Source organism: Spirosoma profusum, assembly GCF_014699005.1.
Lineage (GTDB): Bacteria > Bacteroidota > Bacteroidia > Cytophagales > Spirosomataceae > Spirosoma > Spirosoma profusum.
Window position 1 is genome coordinate 300,567 of sequence record NZ_JACWZY010000007.1, and the last position, 19,735, is coordinate 320,301.

Consider the following 19,735-nt stretch of genomic DNA (forward strand, 5'->3'; position numbering starts at 1 on the left):
GTTGATATTGATTTTTAATGCGAATGCCCTTCTTCTTCACCACCTGCTGCTTTGAGCTGCGATAAAACGTCATACGCACCTTTCACCACCACCTGGGCCTTCGACCAATCGATACGTCCGGGCAAAGTCACCTGCGAGTACCCATCCTCCGTTACGCCCCGCCGAACCGGAATCTGCTTGAACGCTGTGCCGTGTTCAGCTTCTTTTTCTTCCTTGTGATCATGTTTCTCATCGGCTTCGTGCTCATGCTCTTGATGTTCAGGAACTTCATCGGTTTTTATGAAAATGTATTCTTTCCCTTCTGCCGACACAATGGCTGCTTCGGGCAAGGCCGTTACGCGAGTCGCTCCTACGTCCAGATGCGCATCCAGAAAGGTATTGGACGTGAGTCGAGCGTCAACCTGGTCGAGTTTGGCGACGACTCTTACCGAGCGATCATTGTCGATGGCGCGATTGATGAACGCGATACGTCCGCTACGTTCCTTACCGCCTTCATTGCTCAGTCGGATACCGACACGCTGGCCTTCGCGAATCAGGGGCAGGTCTTTTTCGAAAACCGTTAACTCGGCATAAAGTCCCTGATTGCTGGTGAGATGGGCAATAACATCGCTCGGCTGAACGTACTGACCGGCATTCACTGCTACGTTGGTCACTACGCCCGATGCGGGGGCCATGATGACGTAGCTGGAACTAAACGTACCATTCAACGCAGACTGTGGCGACAGGCCAACCAGTTTTAGCCGCTGGGTCAGGCCACCCAGCCGGGCGCGGGTTGCGTTACGTTCGGCAGTCGTTTGCTGAAAGACTTTCAACGCGCTAACGTTCTGTTCACTTAGCTCTTTCTGACGAGTGTATTCAGCGTCCAGATACGTTAGACGGCTATGATTTTCAGCGAAATCCTGCTGCCATTGGACGAGTTCTGGATTTTCGATGGTAGCTAATACCTGACCTTTCCGAACAGGCTGACCTGGTAATAAAGGTACTTTTCGCACAAAACCACCCTGTAACGCCGTAATGGCTATCTGACTCTGCGCAGGCACCGCCAACCTGCCATGAACGGCCAGTTGCTGGCCCACACTCCGGTTTTCGACCTTACCCAATTCAACGCCACCGATACGTATCTGGTCGTCGGTAAGTTCCACTACGTCCGACGGACCTTCTTCATGTTCGTGCGCTGTATGGCCTTTTTCAGTGCCTTCGTTTTCTGTCGATGGATTGCAGGCGGTAGTCAGCCAGAGTAGGCTGACCAGAAAAATGATTGATTTCATGAGTTTCATGGTAAGCCCAGCAGTTGCTCCAGGCGAATGACCGATTGATTGTATTGACCTAATACGTCGACGTAGTTCGCACGCGTCTGATACGTCTGGGTAAGCGCCTGCGAAAGCTGGAGGTATCCCAACTCGCCCGATCGAAACGCAATGTTGGCTTTTTCGGCTAAAAGCTGCGCCGTGGGAAGACCGGTTTGCTCGTAATACGTCAGGCTGCTTTGCAGTTTGCGGATTTCCTGAATCAACGCGCTCAGATCGCCCTGTAGATTGCGTTGGGTGAGATCTACGGTGGCCTGACTGAGCTGCTCGCCAAGTCGGGCTGCTTCGACACGCGCTTTTTGTGGTCGGGTAAATAGGGGAATAGACACGCCCGCTACGACGCCCTGAAATCGCTTACCTCCGCCATAGTAAACTTCCTGCTGCCCAACGAGATACGTACCAATGAGCGACTGATTGAAATATCCCAGCGAGAAAGCTGGTAACAAGCGTGCCTGCTCCACCTCCGTTTGCCGGACTGCTACGTCGGTTTGCTGACGTAGTAAGGCCAGTTCGGGCGTCTGGGCCAACGTAGCAGAATCTGTTAGCGTAGGTAAATTCCGACGCGTTAGCGTAGTATCAGTAGGACGTATTGGTTGATTGGTATTCACTAACGTTTGCAATCGACTACTAACGATAGCCTGGTCGGCTTCAGTTTGAGCAAGTAAATTGCGGATTTCGCCCAATTGATTTGCCGCCGTAGCGACCTCAACAGCAGTCCCCTCACCCGTTTTCAATCGTAAATCAGTGGCGCTTTTGAAGGCGACCAGTAAGCTATCCTGCTTACGTAACAACCGACGCCGTTCGGCCAGATACATCATGTCGTAATAAGCCGCTTTGACCTGAGCACGAAGGTTGTTCTGCGTCACTTTCGCCTGCATTTCGCTACCCGCTACGTTCGCGTCGGCCAATCGTCCCAATTGCTTGATGAGCTTTGGATTAGGCAGACTTTGCGATAGCGTAAAGTTATTGTCGAAGTTGACGCTGTTGTATTGACCGCCCATCCAGGAAAAATTCGTGGCACCAATATCGCGCGCGGCCCGGCGGCCGGTTTGCTGTTGGGCGATGTTCAGGTTGTTGATACGTATCGCTACGTTGTTAGTGGTGGCCTGTTGCAACGCTGCATCCAGCGATAACGCATTGGTTAACTGAGAAACCTGCGCTATGGCCTTCGTGCCCATCAAACTACCTACTATCATCAGCCAAATCGTTACGTTCCCCGAAACGGGAGCAGTTGTCTGGGTAAGATTTCTATCCCGACGGTCAGTCAGTTTTTCCCACCACCAATAAAGACAAGGTAGCACCAGCAAGGTCAGCAACGTAGCAGATAGCAGGCCACCAATAACGACCGTCGCCAGCGGACGCTGCACTTCGGCCCCTGCCGTTTGCGCTAACGCCATCGGCAGAAAACCCAGCGACGCCACTAAAGCTGTCATCAGAACGGGTCGTAATCGGGTGGCGGTGCCCTGAAGAATACGGTCACGTAGCGACAGATTGGTGCTGACTTTAAGGTGGTTAAACTCGCCGATGAGCACGATGCCATTGAGCACCGATACGCCAAACAGGGCAATAAAACCCACACCTGCCGAAATGCTGAACGGCATTCCCCGCAGCCAGAGCGCCAGCACTCCGCCGATGGCCGAGAGCGGAATGGCCGAGAAAATCAGCAGGGCCTGACGGATGGAGTTGAACGTAAAAAATAACAGCAGAAAAATCAGCCCGAGTGCCACAGGAACAGCAATACTGAGTCGGCCTTTGGCTTCTTCCAGATTCTGGAATTGCCCGCCATACGTGACGTAGTAGCCCGATGGTAGTTTGAGCTGGCTGTCGAGCTTCTCCTGAAGTTCGTTTACAACGCTTTCCACATCGCGGCCTCGAACGTTGAACGCCACTGTGATACGTCGTTTGGCGTCTTCCCGCTGAATCTGATTGACGCTGTTCTGGAACGTAACGTCGGCCAGTTGACCCAACGGAATCGCCTGCCCCTCGACGGTGGTTATCAACAGATTCTGAACGTCTTCCAGCCGTTGGCGACTTTGTTCCCGGAGACGTATTACCAGGTCGTAGCGACGTTCGCCCTCGTATACCAGGCCCGCCGACGTACCGGCAAATGCCGCCTGAAGGTAACGGTTGGCGTCTTCAATCGACAGGCCAAAATGAGCCAGCGCATCGCGGTTAAACCGAACCACAATTTGAGGTAGTCCCGACACTTTCTCGACGTACAAATCTTCGGCCCCCGGCACAGAAGCGGCAATACGTCCGATACGGGTGGCATATTCGCCCAACAGGTTTAAATCTTCGCCGAAAAGCTTAATTGCTACGTCCTGCTTGACGCCGGAAATCAACTCGCTGAAACGCATCTGAATGGGTTGTAGAAACCCGAAACTCACACCGGGAATCTGGTTCAGTTTTGCCTGCATTTTGTCGGCAAGTTCCTCGCGATTCGTTGCTGACGTCCACTCGGAACGATCTTTTAGAATCACCATCAAATCAGTCGCTTCGATTGGCATGGGATCGGTTGGAATCTCACTCGCTCCTGTTTTACCAACGACCTCTTTTACCTCCGGGAAATTGTCCTTGAGTATACGCCCGGCCCGAAGTGCCGCATCGGTCGATTGTGACAACGATGAACCAGTCATTACTCGGGTTTCGACGGCAAAATCGCCCTCATCCAGTTGCGGGATAAATTCACCGCCCAACTGCGAGAAAACGAATACCGCACCAATAAACAGGACGACCGACGTAGCAACGACAATTCGTTTGTGGGCCAGTGCCCAGCGGATAGCTGGGTCGTAAATATGATGGAAAAACGTCATGATACGTTCCGATACGTTCTTCGTGCCTTCGCGACGAGGTTTTTTGCTCAGAAAAAGTGCCGACGCCATCGGTACGTACGTGATCGACAGAATAAAAGCCCCCAGAATCGCAAAGGTGACCGTCTGCGCCATCGGGCGAAACATTTTTCCTTCGATACCCACCAGCGCCAGAAGCGGCAGGTAAACAATCAGAATAATGATTTCGCCAAACGCAGCCGACGATCTAATCCGACTAGCCGATTCGTAAACTTCGTTGTCCATTTCGGACTGAGTTAACTTATGCTGATAATTTTTGAGGGCGATGTGGTGTAAGGTTGCTTCAACAATAATCACCGCTCCGTCGACAATCAGGCCGAAGTCGATGGCGCCGAGGCTCATCAGGTTGCCCGATACACCAAACAAATCCATCATGGCGACGGCAAAGAGCATCGCCAGCGGAATCACTGTTGCAACTACTAGTCCCGCCCGCCAGTTGCCCAGTAGCAGCACGAGTACGAAAATAACAATCAGCGCCCCTTCAATCAGGTTTCGTTCGACGGTACCGATGGCGCGGTTAACGAGGTCGGTTCGATCCAGAAACGCGTGGATTTCAACACCTTCGGGCAGCGATTTTTTGATCTGTTCCATCCGTGCTTTCACGTTGGCAATTACTTCCGACGAATTGGCTCCTTTGAGCATCATCACGATCGCGCCGACCACTTCGCCGTCTGCCTTTTGTGATTCGCCAGCCCGGGACATCGCCCCGTAACGTACCGCGTGGCCAAGCTGCACCTGCGCGACGTCGCGCACGAGTACGGGGATGCCGTTTTTGGTTCGGTGAACAACAATTTTTTCGATATCGGAAAGCGTACTGATAAGCCCTTCGGAGCGAATGAAATAGGCATTGGGGCGTCGGTCGATGTAGGAACCGCCGGTATTCTGGTTATTAGCTTCAAGAGCCGCGTAGAGTTCATCCATCGTTACGCCCGACGCCCTGAGTCGATACGGATCAACGGCGACTTCATACTGTTTCAAAAAACCACCGAAACTGCTAACGTCGGCTACCCCCTTGGTACCCAGCAACTGCCGCCGGACAATCCAGTCCTGAATGGAACGCAGCTCCATCGGCGAATACTGTTTTTCGAAGCCGGGTTTTGCCTGAATAACGTATTGGTAGATTTCGCCAAGCCCCGTTGTGACGGGTGCCAGTTCGGGCGTACCGGCGTTGGTGGGTATTTGTGAGCGGGCCTGCTGAAGGCGTTCGAACACCTGCTGCCGTGCGAAATACACATCCACATCGTCGTCGAAAACAATCGTTACGACGGAAAGGCCGAAACGCGAAATGGAACGTACCTCGACTAAGTCGGACAACGTAGCCATAGTTTGTTCGATGGGAAAACTAATGAGCCGCTCTACGTCGGAGGCTGACAATGAGGGGCTTTGAGAAATTACCTGTACCTGATTATTGGTGATGTCGGGCAGGGCGTCGATGGGCAGGCGCGTGAGCGAGTAACCGCCCCACACCAGTAACGCCAGCGTAAACAGCCCAATCAGTAATTTATTCTGAATGGAAAACCGGATGATACGATCTAGCATAATCGAATCTGAACAAGTAAGTGATGAATAGATGCCGTATACGCGCAAAAAGCATACGCTTCGTTGGAAAGCATACTACATCTCAATCCTGAATACAAATAGGTGTCAGGTCCGAAGTTTGGGTGGCTGCCAGATACCAGACGTTACGTCGGCATGGCTAGGGGAGAGGTACGTAAAAACCTGCCGAGCAGGACTGGATTCGGGTAGTTCAATAGGAACGTAGTACCGAAACGGTTGTGGCGTTGAAAAGCCCAGACACGTAGCGCAATGACAGAAAGGGCTGCACGGCGCTTTGTGCCCATGATCATGGTCGTCGGCGGGATGCGACGGGGACGTAGCGGCTGCCCTGTTCTCGTGCGCATGGCATTCTGCATCCGGACAGGGTAATCCTGACAGGAGCAAGAGCCAGACCGAAAAAAGAGAGATGACCAGACGCATGCACCAAAAGTAGAAATTGGACGAATGCAACAGGTAGTCAAAAAGCGATTAACTTACTGGACGGTGTGATTTTCAGGGAATTATCCAGATTCAACGTAGTAATATGATCTGGTGGCGAAAAATTTCAAGTTCAGGTCGTACGTAAAAGAAGGTTTTACAACCGACGCCTATTTCAACGTAGTGGCCGATAATAAATTCGAATGGGGCTTCGACGCACCAAACGGCGCTGGTAAAACCCGCTACGTCATTATACTCGACCCGGTAAAAAAGACGTGGTACGAAACCGGGGATTTTAGCCGGGATGGTAATCAGTGGTTCAAATTTATCGGGTTGACTGTAAAGAAACTGGATTGAGAAAACGACGTGGGCTAAACTATACAGTATAAAAAATAACATAATAAACTGCCCGAAACGTTCGCAAATTAGTTATTGGATTTATATAGACTGATGACTAAGCCTTCTGATAACCTAGTTGGAAGGATGTATCTTTGCAATTATGAATTTCTGTGGCCCCTACGACAAACAACTTGCTAAACAGAAACCACCTTCTGTTGTGACTCCACTGCTGGCGGGTTGGGAGTTCTGGCAAAAGCCAGTTCTGTCTGCGGATAAAGCAAATTTAATGGCTCTGATTAAAACCCAGGAATGGGCTATGACCAAGTCGGTTCGGGATGAGATCGAAAAAGACATCTGGGCGGTTGTGGTTACCGATCTCAATCAGACCATTCAGTACGTTAACGCCCGATTCGAGGAAATGACGGGCTATGGACGGCATGAAGTACTGGGTAAGCGACCAGCGATGCTACAGGGCGAACTGACCAGTCCAAAGGTACGTCAGCGGATTCGGGACGCATTAAAGCAGCAAAAGTCAGTGCGTGAACAACTCCTGAACTATCGCAAAGATCAGACAACGTACTTGTGCCAGGTTAGGATCAAGCCTATTTTTAATCGCCAGAAACAGCTTATTAATTTTATCGCTTTCGAGCAGAAAATATCACTGGATGAACGTAATCCCTAAGCCTGAAAACACATCCTGCCCCCGCTGTGGTCGCTCGTTTGAGTGCCGGGTAGGGAGCATTAACCTGTGCCAATGTCAGGCCATTCGACTAACAGAAGCACAGCGGCAGTTTGTGAGTTCGTCGTATCAGGAATGTTTATGCGCTGAGTGTCTGCAAGTGCTTCAGACTGAACATATTCAGCTTGTTAACTAGGCCGAGATAGCAAAACCCAGACTTTATTAATCGATACGTTCGCTTGTACTTGCTGACAGGTAGTCTCCTATTTTTTTTGCTTTTCATTTTTGCAACAACGTTGCAAAAATGAAAAATTGCCGTAATTTTGCCGTACTACTTGCCCTGATAACAGTCGGCAGGAGTTCATATATCCTACATCATACACAAAAAGCATGGCTACATTACGCTCTGATTTTGAGGTTATTATAATTGGTGGCAGTTATGCCGGTTTGAGTGCGGCATTGGTATTAGGTAGGTCGCTACGTCGGGTATTGGTAGTGGATAATGGGAAACCGGCTAATCGTCAGACACCTCATTCGCATAGTTTTCTGACTCGTGACGGTACTACGCCCGCCGAACTAACCGCGATTGCCCGCGAGCAGGCGCTGGCTTACCCGACGGTACAATTTATCGAAGCAACGGTTACGACGGTGGCTAAACACAATACTGGTTTTGTGGTATCAACCGAGACAGGTGACTCTTATTCGGCTAGTCGATTGTTGCTGGCTACTGGTCTCAACGATGAATTACTACCAATTCCTGGGATGGCTGAATGCTGGGGAATATCCGCCTTGCATTGTCCATACTGTCATGGGTATGAAGTACATGGACAGGCGCTCGGAGTACTTGCGAATGGTGATGAAGGTTTTGAATTCAGTCGATTGATTCATCACTGGAGTCCACAACTCACGCTGTTTACAAACGGGCCATCTATCCTGTCGGCAGAACAGACAAGCGCGCTATGTCGACATGAAATCAGTATCATTCAAACACCGCTTTCGGCTGTTATTCATCAGAACGGCCAGCTAAGCAGCCTGTTATTGGCCGACCAAACCCAATATCCATTGGCGGCTTTGTTTGTTCGTGCAGTTGTTCGACAGGCATCGCCGATTGCTCAGCAGCTAGGTTGTCTACACGATGACATGGGCTTTGTGCAGGTCGATGGGTTTGGTCATACCAGCGTACCGGGCGTTTTTGCCGCTGGCGATACACATACAATGATGCGGCAGGTGATGGTTGCCGGAACCAATGGTCTGAAGGCTGCAGTGGTTATTAACAAAGAGTTGATTGAAGAAGCGTTCTGAATCAACGTAGCATTTACAGTAACCCTTTTGCCCGATCCATGGCCTGCTGCGTCTGTTGCTGCATGAGTTTGATGTTGGCCAGAAATTCACGCTGAAGGTCGCGCAGCTGGTCGGCAGGCATATCTTTCGTGTCGTTATTGTTGTGGTGATGATGGTGGTGATGTTCCCCTTCGCCGTGTTCGTGGTGTTCGTGCTTCATACCGGGAACCTCCACTAGATTTTCTTCCCAGGTTTCAAAAGCCGTTTTCAGACTGTCGAGCGATTGCGTGATTGCTTTCGCTTCGGGCGTAGTTTTGAGGGCAAGGCGTGTTTTAACCGAATCAATCCGGTCGATCATCGGCTCCAGTTGCTCCTGAACTTCCGTGGCTTCGTTATGATAACGGGCCGCTTCCTCCAGAACAACTTTGTCAGTATCTGATTTCCCTGAACAAGCCGCCAGACCACACAACAGGACGGAAAAAATAACGTAGCGCATAAGTGAAGGTGTTTGGGGTAAATATACGTCCCTGCAACGTAGTTGCAAAGTTTTGAAATCGCTACGTTATAACGGCTCAGTTTTTGCTCTGGAAATAATGGGAGCTGTTTAAACTTTTATGTGAGCCGTTTTTGTCATGCTGAGGAACGAATCGGACCGCCGAAGCGGCATCTTAATGGTTCCAAACCTGAGAGTGAAGAACCGTTAAGATGCCGCTTCGGCGGTCCGATTCGTTCCTCAGCATGACAAAAACACTCATTTTGGGATTATTTCAAAAGTTTAAACAGGATCATAGTTATATAATAAATAGCTGGAGATTAGTAGTAAATCATTGATCGTGAATTAATACGTTGTTTGAACGAACGATAGTTATTTTGATATACCTTTGTCGGGTCATGAAAAATGCAATTCTCTACGTTCTTCTTATTGCTACGTTGCTGCCAACGGTGAGCCAGTGGGGAACGATTGCGTATTATCATGCCAATCGGGATTACATTGCCCGTGTACTCTGCCAGAATCGCAACCGGCCTGATTTACATTGCAATGGACAATGTTACCTGGCCAAACGCCTGAAAGCCCAGCAGGAAAAACAGGATAAGGAAACCACTCAGCGCGTGCAGAATAGCCCGGTTGTACAATTATTCTGTACTGATTTTTTAGGCTTTACGTTTACTGCTACGTCTATTACCGATCGGGAAAAGACTACTTTTAGCTACCTGCTCAAGCCTTATCTGGTTTTACGCTCCGCTGTTTTTCAGCCACCGATCACTCATTCCTAGTCAATTTTTCTACAGGCCATTTTGGGCATTTATGACGTTCGTCGACAATAGATCGGCGTGAACTCTGTCATTCTTTATTATTTCCTTTAACTCATTTCCGGGCAATTCTTATACAGGTTAACTGGCTGTGAATCTGGCTATGAACGCTGCTATGTCGACTGTGTATGTTTTGTGCCCTATGTCAAAATCTTCTATTTAGCATGATAACTAATTCTGTCGTTCGAATCTTCCTGCTGGCTTTGGTAACCAGTGCTACGTTCGTTTCGTGTAAAAAAACCGAGGAGGATGTAATTGATCCTGATACAAAAAACTCGGTGACTGTTGAGTTTGAAAATCGTGTGGGAGATCAAAAACTGATCCTGGGAACAACACCCTATAAAAATGCATCTGGCGAATCCTTTTCGCTCACCGCCCTGAATTATTTCGTGAGTAATATCTCACTCAAGAATGAAAATGGAACGGTTCAAAAGTTTCCAAATCAATACTTTCTGGTGAAGCAGACCGATGCTAAATCAAAGCTGATCACGTTAAAAGACGTACCATCCGGCAACTACACCGAAATGAGCTTTATGATTGGCGTCGATAGCCTTAAAAGCGTGTCGCCCGTTACAGAACGTACCGGCGTACTTGACCCAACCAGTTATGGCGACGATGGCATGTACTGGTCATGGAATTCTGGCTACATCTTCCTGAAAATTGAAGGTACATCGGTTGCTGTTCCCAAAACGGTGAATGCCAATCAGAATTTTGCCATCCATGTTGGCGGTTATGGGGGTGGCTGGAACGGTTCTGCCAAAACGGTGAATAATCTTCGCACGATTACCGTACCTCTAACGACTAAAGCGACCGTACGGGCCAATATTGCACCCGAAGTACATTTGTTTGTCGACGCGCTGAAAATTTTTGATGGCCCCAATAAATTGAGTCTGGCTACTACAAATAGTGTGCACAGTCCGGCGGTGGCTACACCTGTGGCGGAGAACTACAAGACCATGTTTCAGGTCGATCATGTGCATAACAATAAGCAATAAAAACCTGGCCCATAGGGCCCTCGGGCTTCTGGGTTTGAGAGCTAGCTACGTTATGCGACTGATTTTTTGGCTGACAGGGCTGTGTACGGTACTTATGGGCTGCCAAAAAGCGGAACCAGACGCACAGCCTGAAGAACAGATATTTCAGAAACCAGCCAATTTCCCGGAGCCGGTTTATGCGCTGGATAGGAACCGTCCAACAGCGGCTGGTATGCGGTTGGGCCGTGCGTTATTCTTTGATGCTACGCTTTCGCGCGATGGGTCTATTGCCTGTGCCGAGTGCCATAATCAGGCGTATGCGTTTACCCACCATCAGCACGACGTAAGTCATGGGATTGATAATCAGGTGGGTACTCGTAATTCGATGCCAATCCAGAATATGGCCTGGCAGTCAACGTTTTTCTGGGATGGCGGTGTACACGATCTCGATCTGGTGCCGATCGTACCCATTGAAAATCCGGTTGAGATGGACGAAAAATCGACCAACGTGATCAATAAACTGCGGAAGAGCGCTAAATACCCAGCCATGTTCAAGGACGCTTTCGGCACTGATGAAATCAACGGCCCGCGCTTTTTGCAGGCGCTGTCGCAATTCATGCTGACGCTGGTGTCGGGAAATTCGCGCTATGATAAATGGGTGCGGAAAGAGCCGGGTGGTACACTTACCGACGATGAACAGACTGGCTTAACCCTATTTCGGGCGAAGTGTTCCGGATGTCACGCTGGTGAATTATTCACCGATAATAGCTTTCGGAGCAATGGGTTGTCGATTTCGCCTGTAAATGATTTAGGTCGTGCTCAGGTGACCGAACGCCGTGAAGACCGCTATAAATTTAAGGTGCCGAGTCTGCGAAATGTCGAAAAAACATTGCCTTACATGCACGATGGTCGATTTTATTCGATTGAAGCTGTACTGAACCATTACGCTGAAAATGTGCAGTTTACCGAAACGCTCGATACGTTACTACAAAAAAATGGAAAGTTGGGCGTCGAGATGACGGCAGCTGAGAAACGGCAAATTATCGCCTTTCTGAAAACCCTGACCGATGACCAGTTTCTACGTGATACCCGCTTTGTTGAACCATAATCTGCCAGCACATAGCTTATGAAAACTTATCATTTATTCTACTTTTTTCTGTTGCTGACCATTCCTGTACAGGCCTGCGATTTGTGCGGATGCAGCAACGGGGGGTCTTTCTTTGGGATTCTGCCTCAGGGCCACCGGGGATTTATGGGCGTGCGCTATCGGTACAATTCCTACCATTCGCACCTGAACAGCCTGAACCTGAGCAGCCACGAACAGTTTCGAACGGCTGAACTCTGGGGGCGGTTTTACCCGGCTAAGCGGCTACAGGTAATGGCTTTTGTGCCGTATCAATTCAGCCGGCAAACCATCCTCAAAACAGGTGAAACCATTCCGCTACGTGGCTTGAGCGACGTAACGGCGCTGGCACATTATAACCTGATAAACACGTTTATGGATGACTCGGTCGTGCATACGGTTAACCATAGTTTGCTGGTTGGTGGCGGGGTTAAATTACCAACGGGCCGGTATCGATATGATGAAAACAGTCTGTCAGATGTCGCGAATCCAAATTTTCAGTTGGGTACGGGTAGCACCGATTGGATTGGCAACCTGATTTATACGGCGCGATACAAAAACTGGGGCATGAATGCCGATGTATCGTACCGGGTTACGTCGACGAATCCCAATGGTTATCGCTTTGGAAACCGGCTTAATACGTCAGCCTCCGTTTTCTATCTGGCCAGTATGGGAAGTAAATCCATCATGCCAAACGCGGGCGTATTTGTGGAACAGGCCGGTCATGACATTCGATCTGGCGAGGTAAATAAGCAAACGGGTGGTTATGCTACGTATCTGAATCTGGGGGCTGAGCTGTATCTGAACAAGTTAAATCTGGGAGTCAGCTATCGGAAGCCAGTGTCACAGTTTCTGTCTGAAGGCGAACTACAGGCGAACGCGCAACTGACTACGCATATCACCTTTTTATTCTAATCTCGTTATGCGCCAGTCTATTTTTTTACTACTGCTCGTGAGCAGTTTGCTGGGAGCATTTTTTCAGGCTTGCCAGAATAACGTTGGTACTGTCGAAACGGGTTTCATTACGTTACGTTTCGATAATGTAGCAGGAAATCAAGAACTCAAATTAGGCACAAGTACCTATCAGAATGCGGTTGGGGAGTCGTTTACAGTCAGCAAATTCAACTACTACGTTAGTAATTTCCGGCTTAAACGAACGGATGGAACGGAATACGTAGTACCGCAGAATAACAGCTACTTTTTGATACAGGAAGATAAACCTGAATCACAAACGTTTACGTTAGCTAATCTTCCAGCAGGCGATTATAAAAGCGTCTCGTTTTTGATTGGCGTAGATAGTTTACGTTCGCTGGCTGACATTGGCCAGCGAACGGGCGTTCTTGATCCCGGCCTGGGTACACACGATGCTATGTACTGGGACTGGAATTCGGGCTACATTTTTCTCAAACTGGAAGGTACATCAAGTGCAGTACCGTCGGCTCAGAATAACCAGTTCTTTTATCATATTGGTGGTTTTGGAGGAGGCTATAATGGGAAGAAAACCATTAATAACCTTCGCACGATAACCGTACCGTTTGGCGGTGATGTGGCTAGTGTTACGGCTACGTCCACCCCAAAAATCAATCTGACAACTGATGTTTTAAAGGTTTTTAATGGAAACACAACTCTGAGTATTGCCCAGCATTCGTCGGTGATGTTTGAGAACTATTCAACCACTATTGCCGATAATTATGCGCAGATGGTTAAATACACCAACCAAACGAAACAATAAGTACTGAACGCTACGTACCGACTGTCATCGCGACGAAAAAAGGCGTCCTGATTACCTACGAACAGGTTCCGGAAAATCAGAAACCAGTTATAGTGGTACGTCGGATCGAGACCTTTTAGTAATTTAACAGACTCTTTGAAGACATTTCGGCCAATGAAATGCGTTCTTCTGGTTTGGTATTGATTGTTGTAAATCATGAAGTTGAAAATTACGGTACTCGTTACGTCGGTTGCGTTGCTGGTAATGGCATTTTTCTCCTCAGCCCATCAGAAGGCGCTCCTTTTCGACGTGCCACCTCATTTCCCGGCTCCTGTTTATCCATTTGAAAAAAATCCGCTGACCGAAGCGGGCATCGAGTTAGGCAGAACCCTGTTTTACGACGCTCTTCTTTCAAAAGACAATACCATCAGTTGCGGCAGTTGCCACCAGCAGGCAGCGGGTTTTACGCAATCTGGCCAGGCGTTGAGCCGTGGCATCAACGATTTGACGACCAGACGGAATGCAATGCCCCTGGTAAACCTGGCCTGGTCGAGTCATTTTGGGTGGGATGGTGGCGTTCACGATCTCGATTTATTCCCGATGGTGCCCATTCAGAACGAAGCCGAAATGAACGAGTCGCTGCCAAATATTCTGGAGAAACTCCGCAAAAAACGCCAGTATCCAGTTCTGTTTACGAAGGCATTTGGTAGTCCCGACATTACTGACGAGCGGTTTTTGAAAGCACTTTCGCAGTTCATGCTCACGATGGTTTCGGCCAATTCGCGTTATGATCGAGCGGTACGTCACCAGGGCGCTACGTTCACACCGAGCGAGCGGGCGGGATGGATATTGGTGGAACGAAAATGCAGCGGTTGTCATCCGGAGCCTCTGTTCACCGATTTCTCGTTTCGGAATAATGGCCTGGCCAGTACCGTGAACGACGATCCGGGCCAATACGGCATTACGTTGAATAACGAAGATCGCTACAAATTTAAAGTGCCGACCCTGCGCAACGTAGCAGTAACGGCTCCCTACATGCACGACGGTCGATTTACTACGTTGGAAGAAGTCGTGGCGCATTATACCGGTGTTGAGCACGGCGAAACACTGGATCACCTCCTGAAAAGAGATCGCGAAACGGGTATTCTCGGCATTTCGCTCACGCCGACAGAGCAGGCCGACATCGTGGCCTTTTTGCGCACCCTAACCGACGATTCTTTTTTACAGGATTGCCGTTTTGCTGAAAATAAAGGGTTGTAACACAGGAGGAGTGAGAAGCTGTAAAGGTATAGAGTTGTAAGGCTGTAGAGTTACGCCAGTCTTGGCGGAGAACCGCAACGGCGGCTCGGCGCAACTTTATAACTCAACAACCCTATAACTTTGCAACTCTACAACATTATAACTTCTCCGTTTATCTTTGGTGTTTGGCACGTAACAGTGCTTGCCTACCAATCGCTATCGGCTTCACTATGCGAATTTTACTTGTTGAGGATGAATGGGAGGTGGCTTCGCTGATCAAAAGTGGGCTTGAGGAATACGATTTTACGGTCGACATAGCGGGTAATGCGATGGAAGCCCATCAGCAACTTGGTCAGCATGAGTACGATACAGTTATTCTGGATGTAAATCTGCCGGTTATCAGTGGCTTCGATCTGTGCCGGATGATACGTACCAAATACGAAACGCTGTCCATCCTGATGCTGACCGCCTTTGGCAGCACCGACAATAAACTAGAAGGTTTCGACGCGGGTGCCGACGATTATCTGGTGAAACCGTTCGAGTTTCGCGAGCTGGTAGCACGGCTGCGGGCGCTCAACCGACGTAATGGACACGTAGTGACTGAAGCTGCCATTCTTAAAATTGCCGACCTCGAATTTAACCAGCAAAGCAAAGCTGTAAAGCGTGGTAATCAGAAAATTACCCTGACCGCGCGTGAACTCGCCCTGCTTGAGTTTTTTATGAAAAATCAGGACCGGGCTCTGACACGTAACGAAATCATGGAACATGTCTGGGACCTCAATTTTGATACGGGGACCAACGTAGTGGATGTGTACGTGAATTACCTGCGCCGAAAAATTGACAAAGATTTTTCGCCCAAACTCATTCATACCATCAGCGGCATCGGCTACATCATGCAGGAATCTGAACAATAATTTATGAGAATACGTACCCGACTGTCGTTCACGTTTGTAGGCGTAGTGGCCGCCATTCTGGTGCTGTTTTCGTTTGTGGTGTATGCCACCGCCGAGTATTTCCGCCAGCGTGATTTCTATCTTCGACTGAGTGACAAGGCGAAAACCATTGCCCGACTATTTCTGGATGAAGAAGAAATCGATACGCGGCTACTACGTGTCATTGAGCGAAATAACCTGACTGCGCTACCTAGAGAACAGATCAATATTTATGATCAGCAGGGCCGAATGGTGTATTCGACTCAGGCCAAAGCTATCGTCAAACCCGACGTACTGATACGTATTCGCGAGAAGAAAGAGGTTTTTCTGCGGCAAAATAAGGTTGAGATCGTGGGGTTTATTTACCCACACAAAAAGCAGGAGTACGTATTGGTGGCGTCGGCTTACGATCAGTATGGCATTGAAGAAATCGGGCATCTGGGTACTATCATGGTGGGTGGGCTGGTGTGTAGCCTGGTGCTGGTGGGTCTCGTAGGCTGGGCTTATGCAGGCCGGTCGCTACGTCCGATTTCGAATGTGATACGTGAAGTTGACCTGATTACGGCCTCGAATCTGAACCAACGTGTAACCGCCGGGAACGACCATGACGAAATCGCCCAACTGGCTCGTACGTTTAATCTGATGCTCGACCGGGTGCAGGAAGCCTTTGAAGTACAGCGAAATTTCGTGGCGAATGCCTCCCACGAACTACGTACGCCACTGACCATCATTACAGGACAAATTGAAGTAACTCTCCTGAAACGACGTACCGTAGAAGAGCATGAAGCCAAGTGGAAAGCCGCTCTGGATGTGATTCAGCGAATGAACAAGCTGACCAATAATCTGCTCAATCTGACGCAAGTGAGTCTGGAAGCTACTCCGTTGAAATTCAGTGAAGTAGCTATTGATGAAGTGATCTATCAGGCGGCTCAGATGCTTATGAATCACCAGAATGAGTATAAGGTTATTTTCGCGTTCGAGGGGGAAATGGAAACGGTTCACCCATCCCTGAACGTAGCAGGTAATAAATCGCTGCTTTATTCGGCCTTTTTTAACCTGATGGAAAATGGCTGTAAATTCTCTGACAATAAGAAGGTGAACGTAACGCTCGGGGCTGATACTAAGTGGGTTACCATTCAGTTTGAAGACGAAGGCATTGGCATTGCTCAGGGTGATATTAAAAGCATTTACGAACCTTTTTTCCGGGCACAGAACGTCAAACGGATTCAGGGGCACGGCGTAGGATTACCCCTAACGTATCGTATTGTCCAACTGCACCACGGCCAGATTAGTGTCGTTTCTGCGCTAAACAAAGGTACTACGTTCACCGTACGGCTTCCCCAGTCGTTCTAATCGATTTCTAATCAACTTCTAATTATCCTCTCATTAACTTCTAACGGGAGCCTAATTAACGCTGTGGTTGCGTTTCGGAACTTTGTTGCCTATAAACGCGACGTGCATCACTCTCAACTGTTTTTGAACTATGAATATCGAAACGACTAAACATGGTAAAACCAGTACGTATGTAAACTGGCTGACAATCTGGGGCTTTGTATTTGGCTGTATCGCTTTTAATCTGTATTTCGATAATCGCCAGACCCGTCTGGCCAAAACCGAGTACCAAACGCAGTATAAGCTGGAAAGCCAGCGTGCCGACTCACTGTATAAGGAAACGGTTCGGCTGGAGCAGCGCCTACAGGAAATCAAATCGACATCTGGCGACAAGGTTTCGACGCGTCATTCGTCGGTGGCTCGGCAAGAGTCTGCCCAAAATGAATTATAATATTTCGAACACATAAAGCCCTGCTATAAGCAGTCTGATTAAGCCTGTAAGGCTCTAAAGGCGTTTGTAGCAGGCACTAATAAATGTAGGAGATATGATGTATGTTAAGCAATCATCCAACATCCATCATATCTCATACATAAATCTCTTACTCAACGAATACAACTTCCTTTTGATATGGAAACAAAAATGAACGATTCTAAACCGGTTGACACAAGTAGTCTCACGGGCGATTTTCGGGGTGGCGCCATCTCGTTTCTGGTAGCCGTTCCCTTGTGTCTGGGTATTGCGCTGGCTTCCGGAGCTCCTTTGTTTGCGGGTATAATTGCTGGTATTGTGGGTGGTCTGGTAGTTGGACTTGTCAGCCGATCAGCACTGAGTATTTCTGGGCCAGAAGCGGGCCTTATTGTCGTTACGTTAGGGGCGATTCAGGCGCTGGGCTCATTTCCGGCTTTTCTATTGGCTACCTGTATTGCCGGTCTCATTCAAATTGGACTGGGTTTTGCCCGCGCTGGTACCATCAGCAATTTCTTCCCATCATCGGTGATCAAAGGAATGCTGGCGGGTATTGGTGTTATGCTGATTATAAAGCAATTACCTCACCTGGTCGGCTACGATGCCGATGCAGCAGAAGGACTCGCGCTCTTTCAACCCGACGGTTTCAACCTGAGCGAACAATTACGTATGGCAATGAGTCAATTTAGTCTGGTAGCCGTCGTGATTACGTTGCTATCGCTGGGGATATTTTACGTCTGGGAGCGCCCTGCGTTTAAGAAGATTTCTTTTACAAAGAACGTACCGGCTGCATTGGTTGTGGTTGTGCTGGGCATCTGCATCAACGAACTGGTGAAACTCTTGCTACCTGAGCGTGCACTGTCCGGAAATCACCTGGTGCAGTTGCCGGTTCCTGAGAACGTATCGGCTTTCTTCCAGTTGTTTACTTTTCCTGATTTTTCGCAGTGGAGCAACCCACTGGTGTATACGTCGGCCGTATCTATCGCCCTGGTAGCCAGCTTGGAAGCGTTGTTAGCCATTGAAGCATCGGACGAACTCGACCCACTGAAACGGAAAACACCTGCCAATCACGAATTGAAAGCGCAGGGCGTTGGTAACCTGGTAAGTGGTTTGATCGGTGGGATTCCGCTGACGTCGGTGATTGTGCGGAGTTCGGTGAGTATCAACGCGGGCGCACGTACCAAAAGGGCCGCGCTTCTTCACGGTACGTTGTTGCTGGTGTGTGTCATTACGTTGCCTACATTGCTGAACAAAATGCCATGGGCGAGCCTGGCGTCAATCCTTCTCGTAACGGGGTACAAGCTGGCACGTATCGACGTGTTCAAAACCACGTTTTCCGAAGGTCCGGCCCGATTTATTCCCTTTGTGGTGACGGTTCTGGCCGTGGTGATGACCGACCTGCTGACGGGAATTGGAATCGGCCTGGTAACGGGTGTTTTCTTCATTCTGCGTGATCACTACCGCAACACGCACTACGTTCGCACCGAGTGGGAAAGCGACATCAAGCGCATTCACGTGAGCCTGGGCGACCATGTATCATTTTTGAGTAAGGCGAAACTGGTGAAACTGCTGAAAAGCGTTCCCGACAATTCGATTCTGGAGATCGACGGAAGCAACTCTTCCTTCATTGATAACGACGTAGTGCTGGCCATTAAGAACTTTGGGATTTCGGCAAGGCAACGTAACATCGAGCTTATTTTCCTACCCGGCCCCGCCACTGATCAGGCACCGATTTACACATCGAAAGAACTGTTCAATACGTATCGCCATAAGAATCCAAAAATCGGATTGCGTGGAGTACGTAGTACGTCGATAAATGGATAAGTGTCAGTGTAAAAGGAGAGTAGCAAGAATCAACCACTCCACTCTATGAATATATCATTAACGTGAATCTGGGATTAGTCGTGGCCGCGTAGTGCCTGGTAACCACTGCAGCGAAGTTTAACAATATAACGTGGTTTACTCAACTCACTGAAAACTAAACCTAATTCCGGTTCACGTTAATCCCGCAATGCTAAAATGAGATTTTAGCATTGCGGGATTAATTTTTTGTGACTATGATTTATGAGCTTCCCAAAACACAATGAAACCGAGCCTTTTTGTCATGCTGACGAAGCCGGGCCGCCGGAGCGGAAGCATCTTAGCGTTTCCAAGCCTGAGAATAAGGAAATTTTAAGATGCTTCCGCTCCGGCGGCCCGGCTTCGTCAGCATGACAAA

At 48.9% G+C, this 19,735-nt stretch carries 18 protein-coding genes; 14 read left to right on the forward strand and 4 right to left on the reverse strand.

Features of this window, described 5'->3' with window-relative positions; all coding sequences use genetic code 11:
- Positions 1–14 precede the first annotated feature (14 nt).
- The 3 genes from IC229_RS11435 to IC229_RS11445 all read right to left on the reverse strand — a co-directional run bounded on the left by IC229_RS11435 (position 15) and on the right by IC229_RS11445 (position 6,133).
- Positions 15–1,268, reverse strand: a complete 1,254-nt coding sequence (locus tag IC229_RS11435; protein ID WP_190887093.1) for an efflux RND transporter periplasmic adaptor subunit — start codon at positions 1,266–1,268, stop codon at positions 15–17.
- A 5-nt stretch (positions 1,269–1,273) separates the two neighbouring features.
- Positions 1,274–5,695, reverse strand: coding sequence for a CusA/CzcA family heavy metal efflux RND transporter (locus tag IC229_RS11440; RefSeq protein WP_190887094.1), 4,422 nt, complete (start codon positions 5,693–5,695; stop codon positions 1,274–1,276).
- Between the two features lie 105 nt (positions 5,696–5,800).
- The gene (locus IC229_RS11445; protein WP_190887095.1) at positions 5,801–6,133 is read right to left on the reverse strand and encodes a DUF6660 family protein; all 333 of its coding nucleotides are present in this window, start codon (positions 6,131–6,133) and stop codon (positions 5,801–5,803) included.
- A gap of 111 nt (positions 6,134–6,244) precedes the next feature.
- On the opposite strand from IC229_RS11445, the gene IC229_RS11450 reads away from it, so the two are divergent.
- The 4 genes from IC229_RS11450 (at position 6,245) to IC229_RS11465 (ending at position 8,450) form a co-directional block, all read left to right on the forward strand.
- Complete coding sequence (locus IC229_RS11450) at positions 6,245–6,487, forward strand: hypothetical protein (RefSeq protein WP_190887096.1); 243 nt, start codon at positions 6,245–6,247, stop codon at positions 6,485–6,487.
- 142 nt (positions 6,488–6,629) lie between these two features.
- On the forward strand, positions 6,630–7,151 hold the full coding sequence (locus IC229_RS11455; protein ID WP_190887097.1) for a PAS domain-containing protein: 522 nt from the start codon (positions 6,630–6,632) through the stop codon (positions 7,149–7,151).
- Positions 7,135–7,344, forward strand: coding sequence for a cysteine-rich CWC family protein (locus tag IC229_RS11460; protein WP_190887098.1), 210 nt, complete (start codon positions 7,135–7,137; stop codon positions 7,342–7,344). The genes IC229_RS11455 and IC229_RS11460 overlap by 17 nt, the downstream gene beginning before the upstream one ends.
- Before the next feature lie 194 nt (positions 7,345–7,538).
- On the forward strand, positions 7,539–8,450 hold the full coding sequence (locus tag IC229_RS11465) for an NAD(P)/FAD-dependent oxidoreductase (RefSeq protein WP_190887099.1): 912 nt from the start codon (positions 7,539–7,541) through the stop codon (positions 8,448–8,450).
- 13 nt (positions 8,451–8,463) lie between these two features.
- On the opposite strand, the gene IC229_RS11470 is transcribed toward IC229_RS11465, so the two are convergent.
- Entirely contained in the window at positions 8,464–8,925 is a 462-nt protein-coding gene (locus IC229_RS11470; protein ID WP_190887100.1) for a hypothetical protein, read from the reverse strand.
- A gap of 395 nt (positions 8,926–9,320) precedes the next feature.
- Here IC229_RS11470 and IC229_RS11475 point away from each other — a divergent pair, with 395 nt between their 5' ends.
- The 10 genes from IC229_RS11475 (at position 9,321) to IC229_RS11520 (ending at position 19,341) form a co-directional block, all read left to right on the forward strand.
- Positions 9,321–9,704, forward strand: coding sequence for a hypothetical protein (locus IC229_RS11475; RefSeq protein ID WP_190887101.1), 384 nt, complete (start codon positions 9,321–9,323; stop codon positions 9,702–9,704).
- Positions 9,705–9,904: 200 nt separating this feature from the next.
- Positions 9,905–10,735 (forward strand): MbnP family protein, encoded by an 831-nt coding sequence (locus tag IC229_RS11480; RefSeq protein WP_190887102.1) that lies wholly within the window; start codon positions 9,905–9,907, stop codon positions 10,733–10,735.
- Positions 10,736–10,787: 52 nt separating this feature from the next.
- A complete protein-coding gene (locus tag IC229_RS11485; protein WP_190887103.1) occupies positions 10,788–11,822 on the forward strand; it encodes a cytochrome-c peroxidase in 1,035 nt (344 codons plus the stop codon).
- Between the two features lie 18 nt (positions 11,823–11,840).
- Positions 11,841–12,752, forward strand: a complete 912-nt coding sequence (locus IC229_RS11490; RefSeq protein WP_190887104.1) for a hypothetical protein — start codon at positions 11,841–11,843, stop codon at positions 12,750–12,752.
- Between the two features lie 7 nt (positions 12,753–12,759).
- The gene (locus IC229_RS11495) at positions 12,760–13,569 is read left to right on the forward strand and encodes an MbnP family protein (protein ID WP_190887105.1); all 810 of its coding nucleotides are present in this window, start codon (positions 12,760–12,762) and stop codon (positions 13,567–13,569) included.
- A 195-nt stretch (positions 13,570–13,764) separates the two neighbouring features.
- Positions 13,765–14,808, forward strand: coding sequence for a cytochrome-c peroxidase (locus IC229_RS11500; RefSeq protein WP_190887106.1), 1,044 nt, complete (start codon positions 13,765–13,767; stop codon positions 14,806–14,808).
- A gap of 209 nt (positions 14,809–15,017) precedes the next feature.
- Positions 15,018–15,701, forward strand: coding sequence for a response regulator transcription factor (locus tag IC229_RS11505; RefSeq protein ID WP_190887107.1), 684 nt, complete (start codon positions 15,018–15,020; stop codon positions 15,699–15,701).
- A 3-nt stretch (positions 15,702–15,704) separates the two neighbouring features.
- Positions 15,705–17,072 carry a HAMP domain-containing sensor histidine kinase gene (locus IC229_RS11510; protein ID WP_190887108.1) on the forward strand — a complete coding sequence of 456 codons (1,368 nt, stop codon included), beginning with the start codon at positions 15,705–15,707 and terminating at the stop codon, positions 17,070–17,072.
- 130 nt (positions 17,073–17,202) lie between these two features.
- On the forward strand, positions 17,203–17,502 hold the full coding sequence (locus IC229_RS11515; RefSeq protein ID WP_190887109.1) for a hypothetical protein: 300 nt from the start codon (positions 17,203–17,205) through the stop codon (positions 17,500–17,502).
- 177 nt (positions 17,503–17,679) lie between these two features.
- A complete protein-coding gene (locus IC229_RS11520; RefSeq protein ID WP_223833959.1) occupies positions 17,680–19,341 on the forward strand; it encodes a SulP family inorganic anion transporter in 1,662 nt (553 codons plus the stop codon).
- Positions 19,342–19,735 lie beyond the last annotated feature (394 nt).

What these genes read in the sequence shown, in the direction of transcription:
- IC229_RS11480 (WP_190887102.1), top strand. Translation starts at nt 9,905, where the DNA reads ATGATAACTAATTCTGTCGTTCGAATCTTCCTGCTGGCTTTGGTAACC.
- IC229_RS11505 (WP_190887107.1), top strand. Translation starts at nt 15,018, where the DNA reads ATGCGAATTTTACTTGTTGAGGATGAATGGGAGGTGGCTTCGCTGATC.
- IC229_RS11460 (WP_190887098.1), top strand. Translation starts at nt 7,135, where the DNA reads ATGAACGTAATCCCTAAGCCTGAAAACACATCCTGCCCCCGCTGTGGT.
- IC229_RS11495 (WP_190887105.1), top strand. Translation starts at nt 12,760, where the DNA reads ATGCGCCAGTCTATTTTTTTACTACTGCTCGTGAGCAGTTTGCTGGGA.
- IC229_RS11510 (WP_190887108.1), top strand. Translation starts at nt 15,705, where the DNA reads ATGAGAATACGTACCCGACTGTCGTTCACGTTTGTAGGCGTAGTGGCC.
- IC229_RS11445 (WP_190887095.1), bottom strand. Translation starts at nt 6,133, where the DNA reads ATGCGTCTGGTCATCTCTCTTTTTTCGGTCTGGCTCTTGCTCCTGTCA.
- IC229_RS11455 (WP_190887097.1), top strand. Translation starts at nt 6,630, where the DNA reads ATGAATTTCTGTGGCCCCTACGACAAACAACTTGCTAAACAGAAACCA.
- IC229_RS11500 (WP_190887106.1), top strand. Translation starts at nt 13,765, where the DNA reads ATGAAGTTGAAAATTACGGTACTCGTTACGTCGGTTGCGTTGCTGGTA.
- IC229_RS11465 (WP_190887099.1), top strand. Translation starts at nt 7,539, where the DNA reads ATGGCTACATTACGCTCTGATTTTGAGGTTATTATAATTGGTGGCAGT.
- IC229_RS11475 (WP_190887101.1), top strand. Translation starts at nt 9,321, where the DNA reads ATGAAAAATGCAATTCTCTACGTTCTTCTTATTGCTACGTTGCTGCCA.
- IC229_RS11440 (WP_190887094.1), bottom strand. Translation starts at nt 5,695, where the DNA reads ATGCTAGATCGTATCATCCGGTTTTCCATTCAGAATAAATTACTGATT.
- IC229_RS11490 (WP_190887104.1), top strand. Translation starts at nt 11,841, where the DNA reads ATGAAAACTTATCATTTATTCTACTTTTTTCTGTTGCTGACCATTCCT.
- IC229_RS11485 (WP_190887103.1), top strand. Translation starts at nt 10,788, where the DNA reads ATGCGACTGATTTTTTGGCTGACAGGGCTGTGTACGGTACTTATGGGC.
- IC229_RS11435 (WP_190887093.1), bottom strand. Translation starts at nt 1,268, where the DNA reads ATGAAATCAATCATTTTTCTGGTCAGCCTACTCTGGCTGACTACCGCC.
- IC229_RS11515 (WP_190887109.1), top strand. Translation starts at nt 17,203, where the DNA reads ATGAATATCGAAACGACTAAACATGGTAAAACCAGTACGTATGTAAAC.
- IC229_RS11470 (WP_190887100.1), bottom strand. Translation starts at nt 8,925, where the DNA reads ATGCGCTACGTTATTTTTTCCGTCCTGTTGTGTGGTCTGGCGGCTTGT.
- IC229_RS11520 (WP_223833959.1), top strand. Translation starts at nt 17,680, where the DNA reads ATGGAAACAAAAATGAACGATTCTAAACCGGTTGACACAAGTAGTCTC.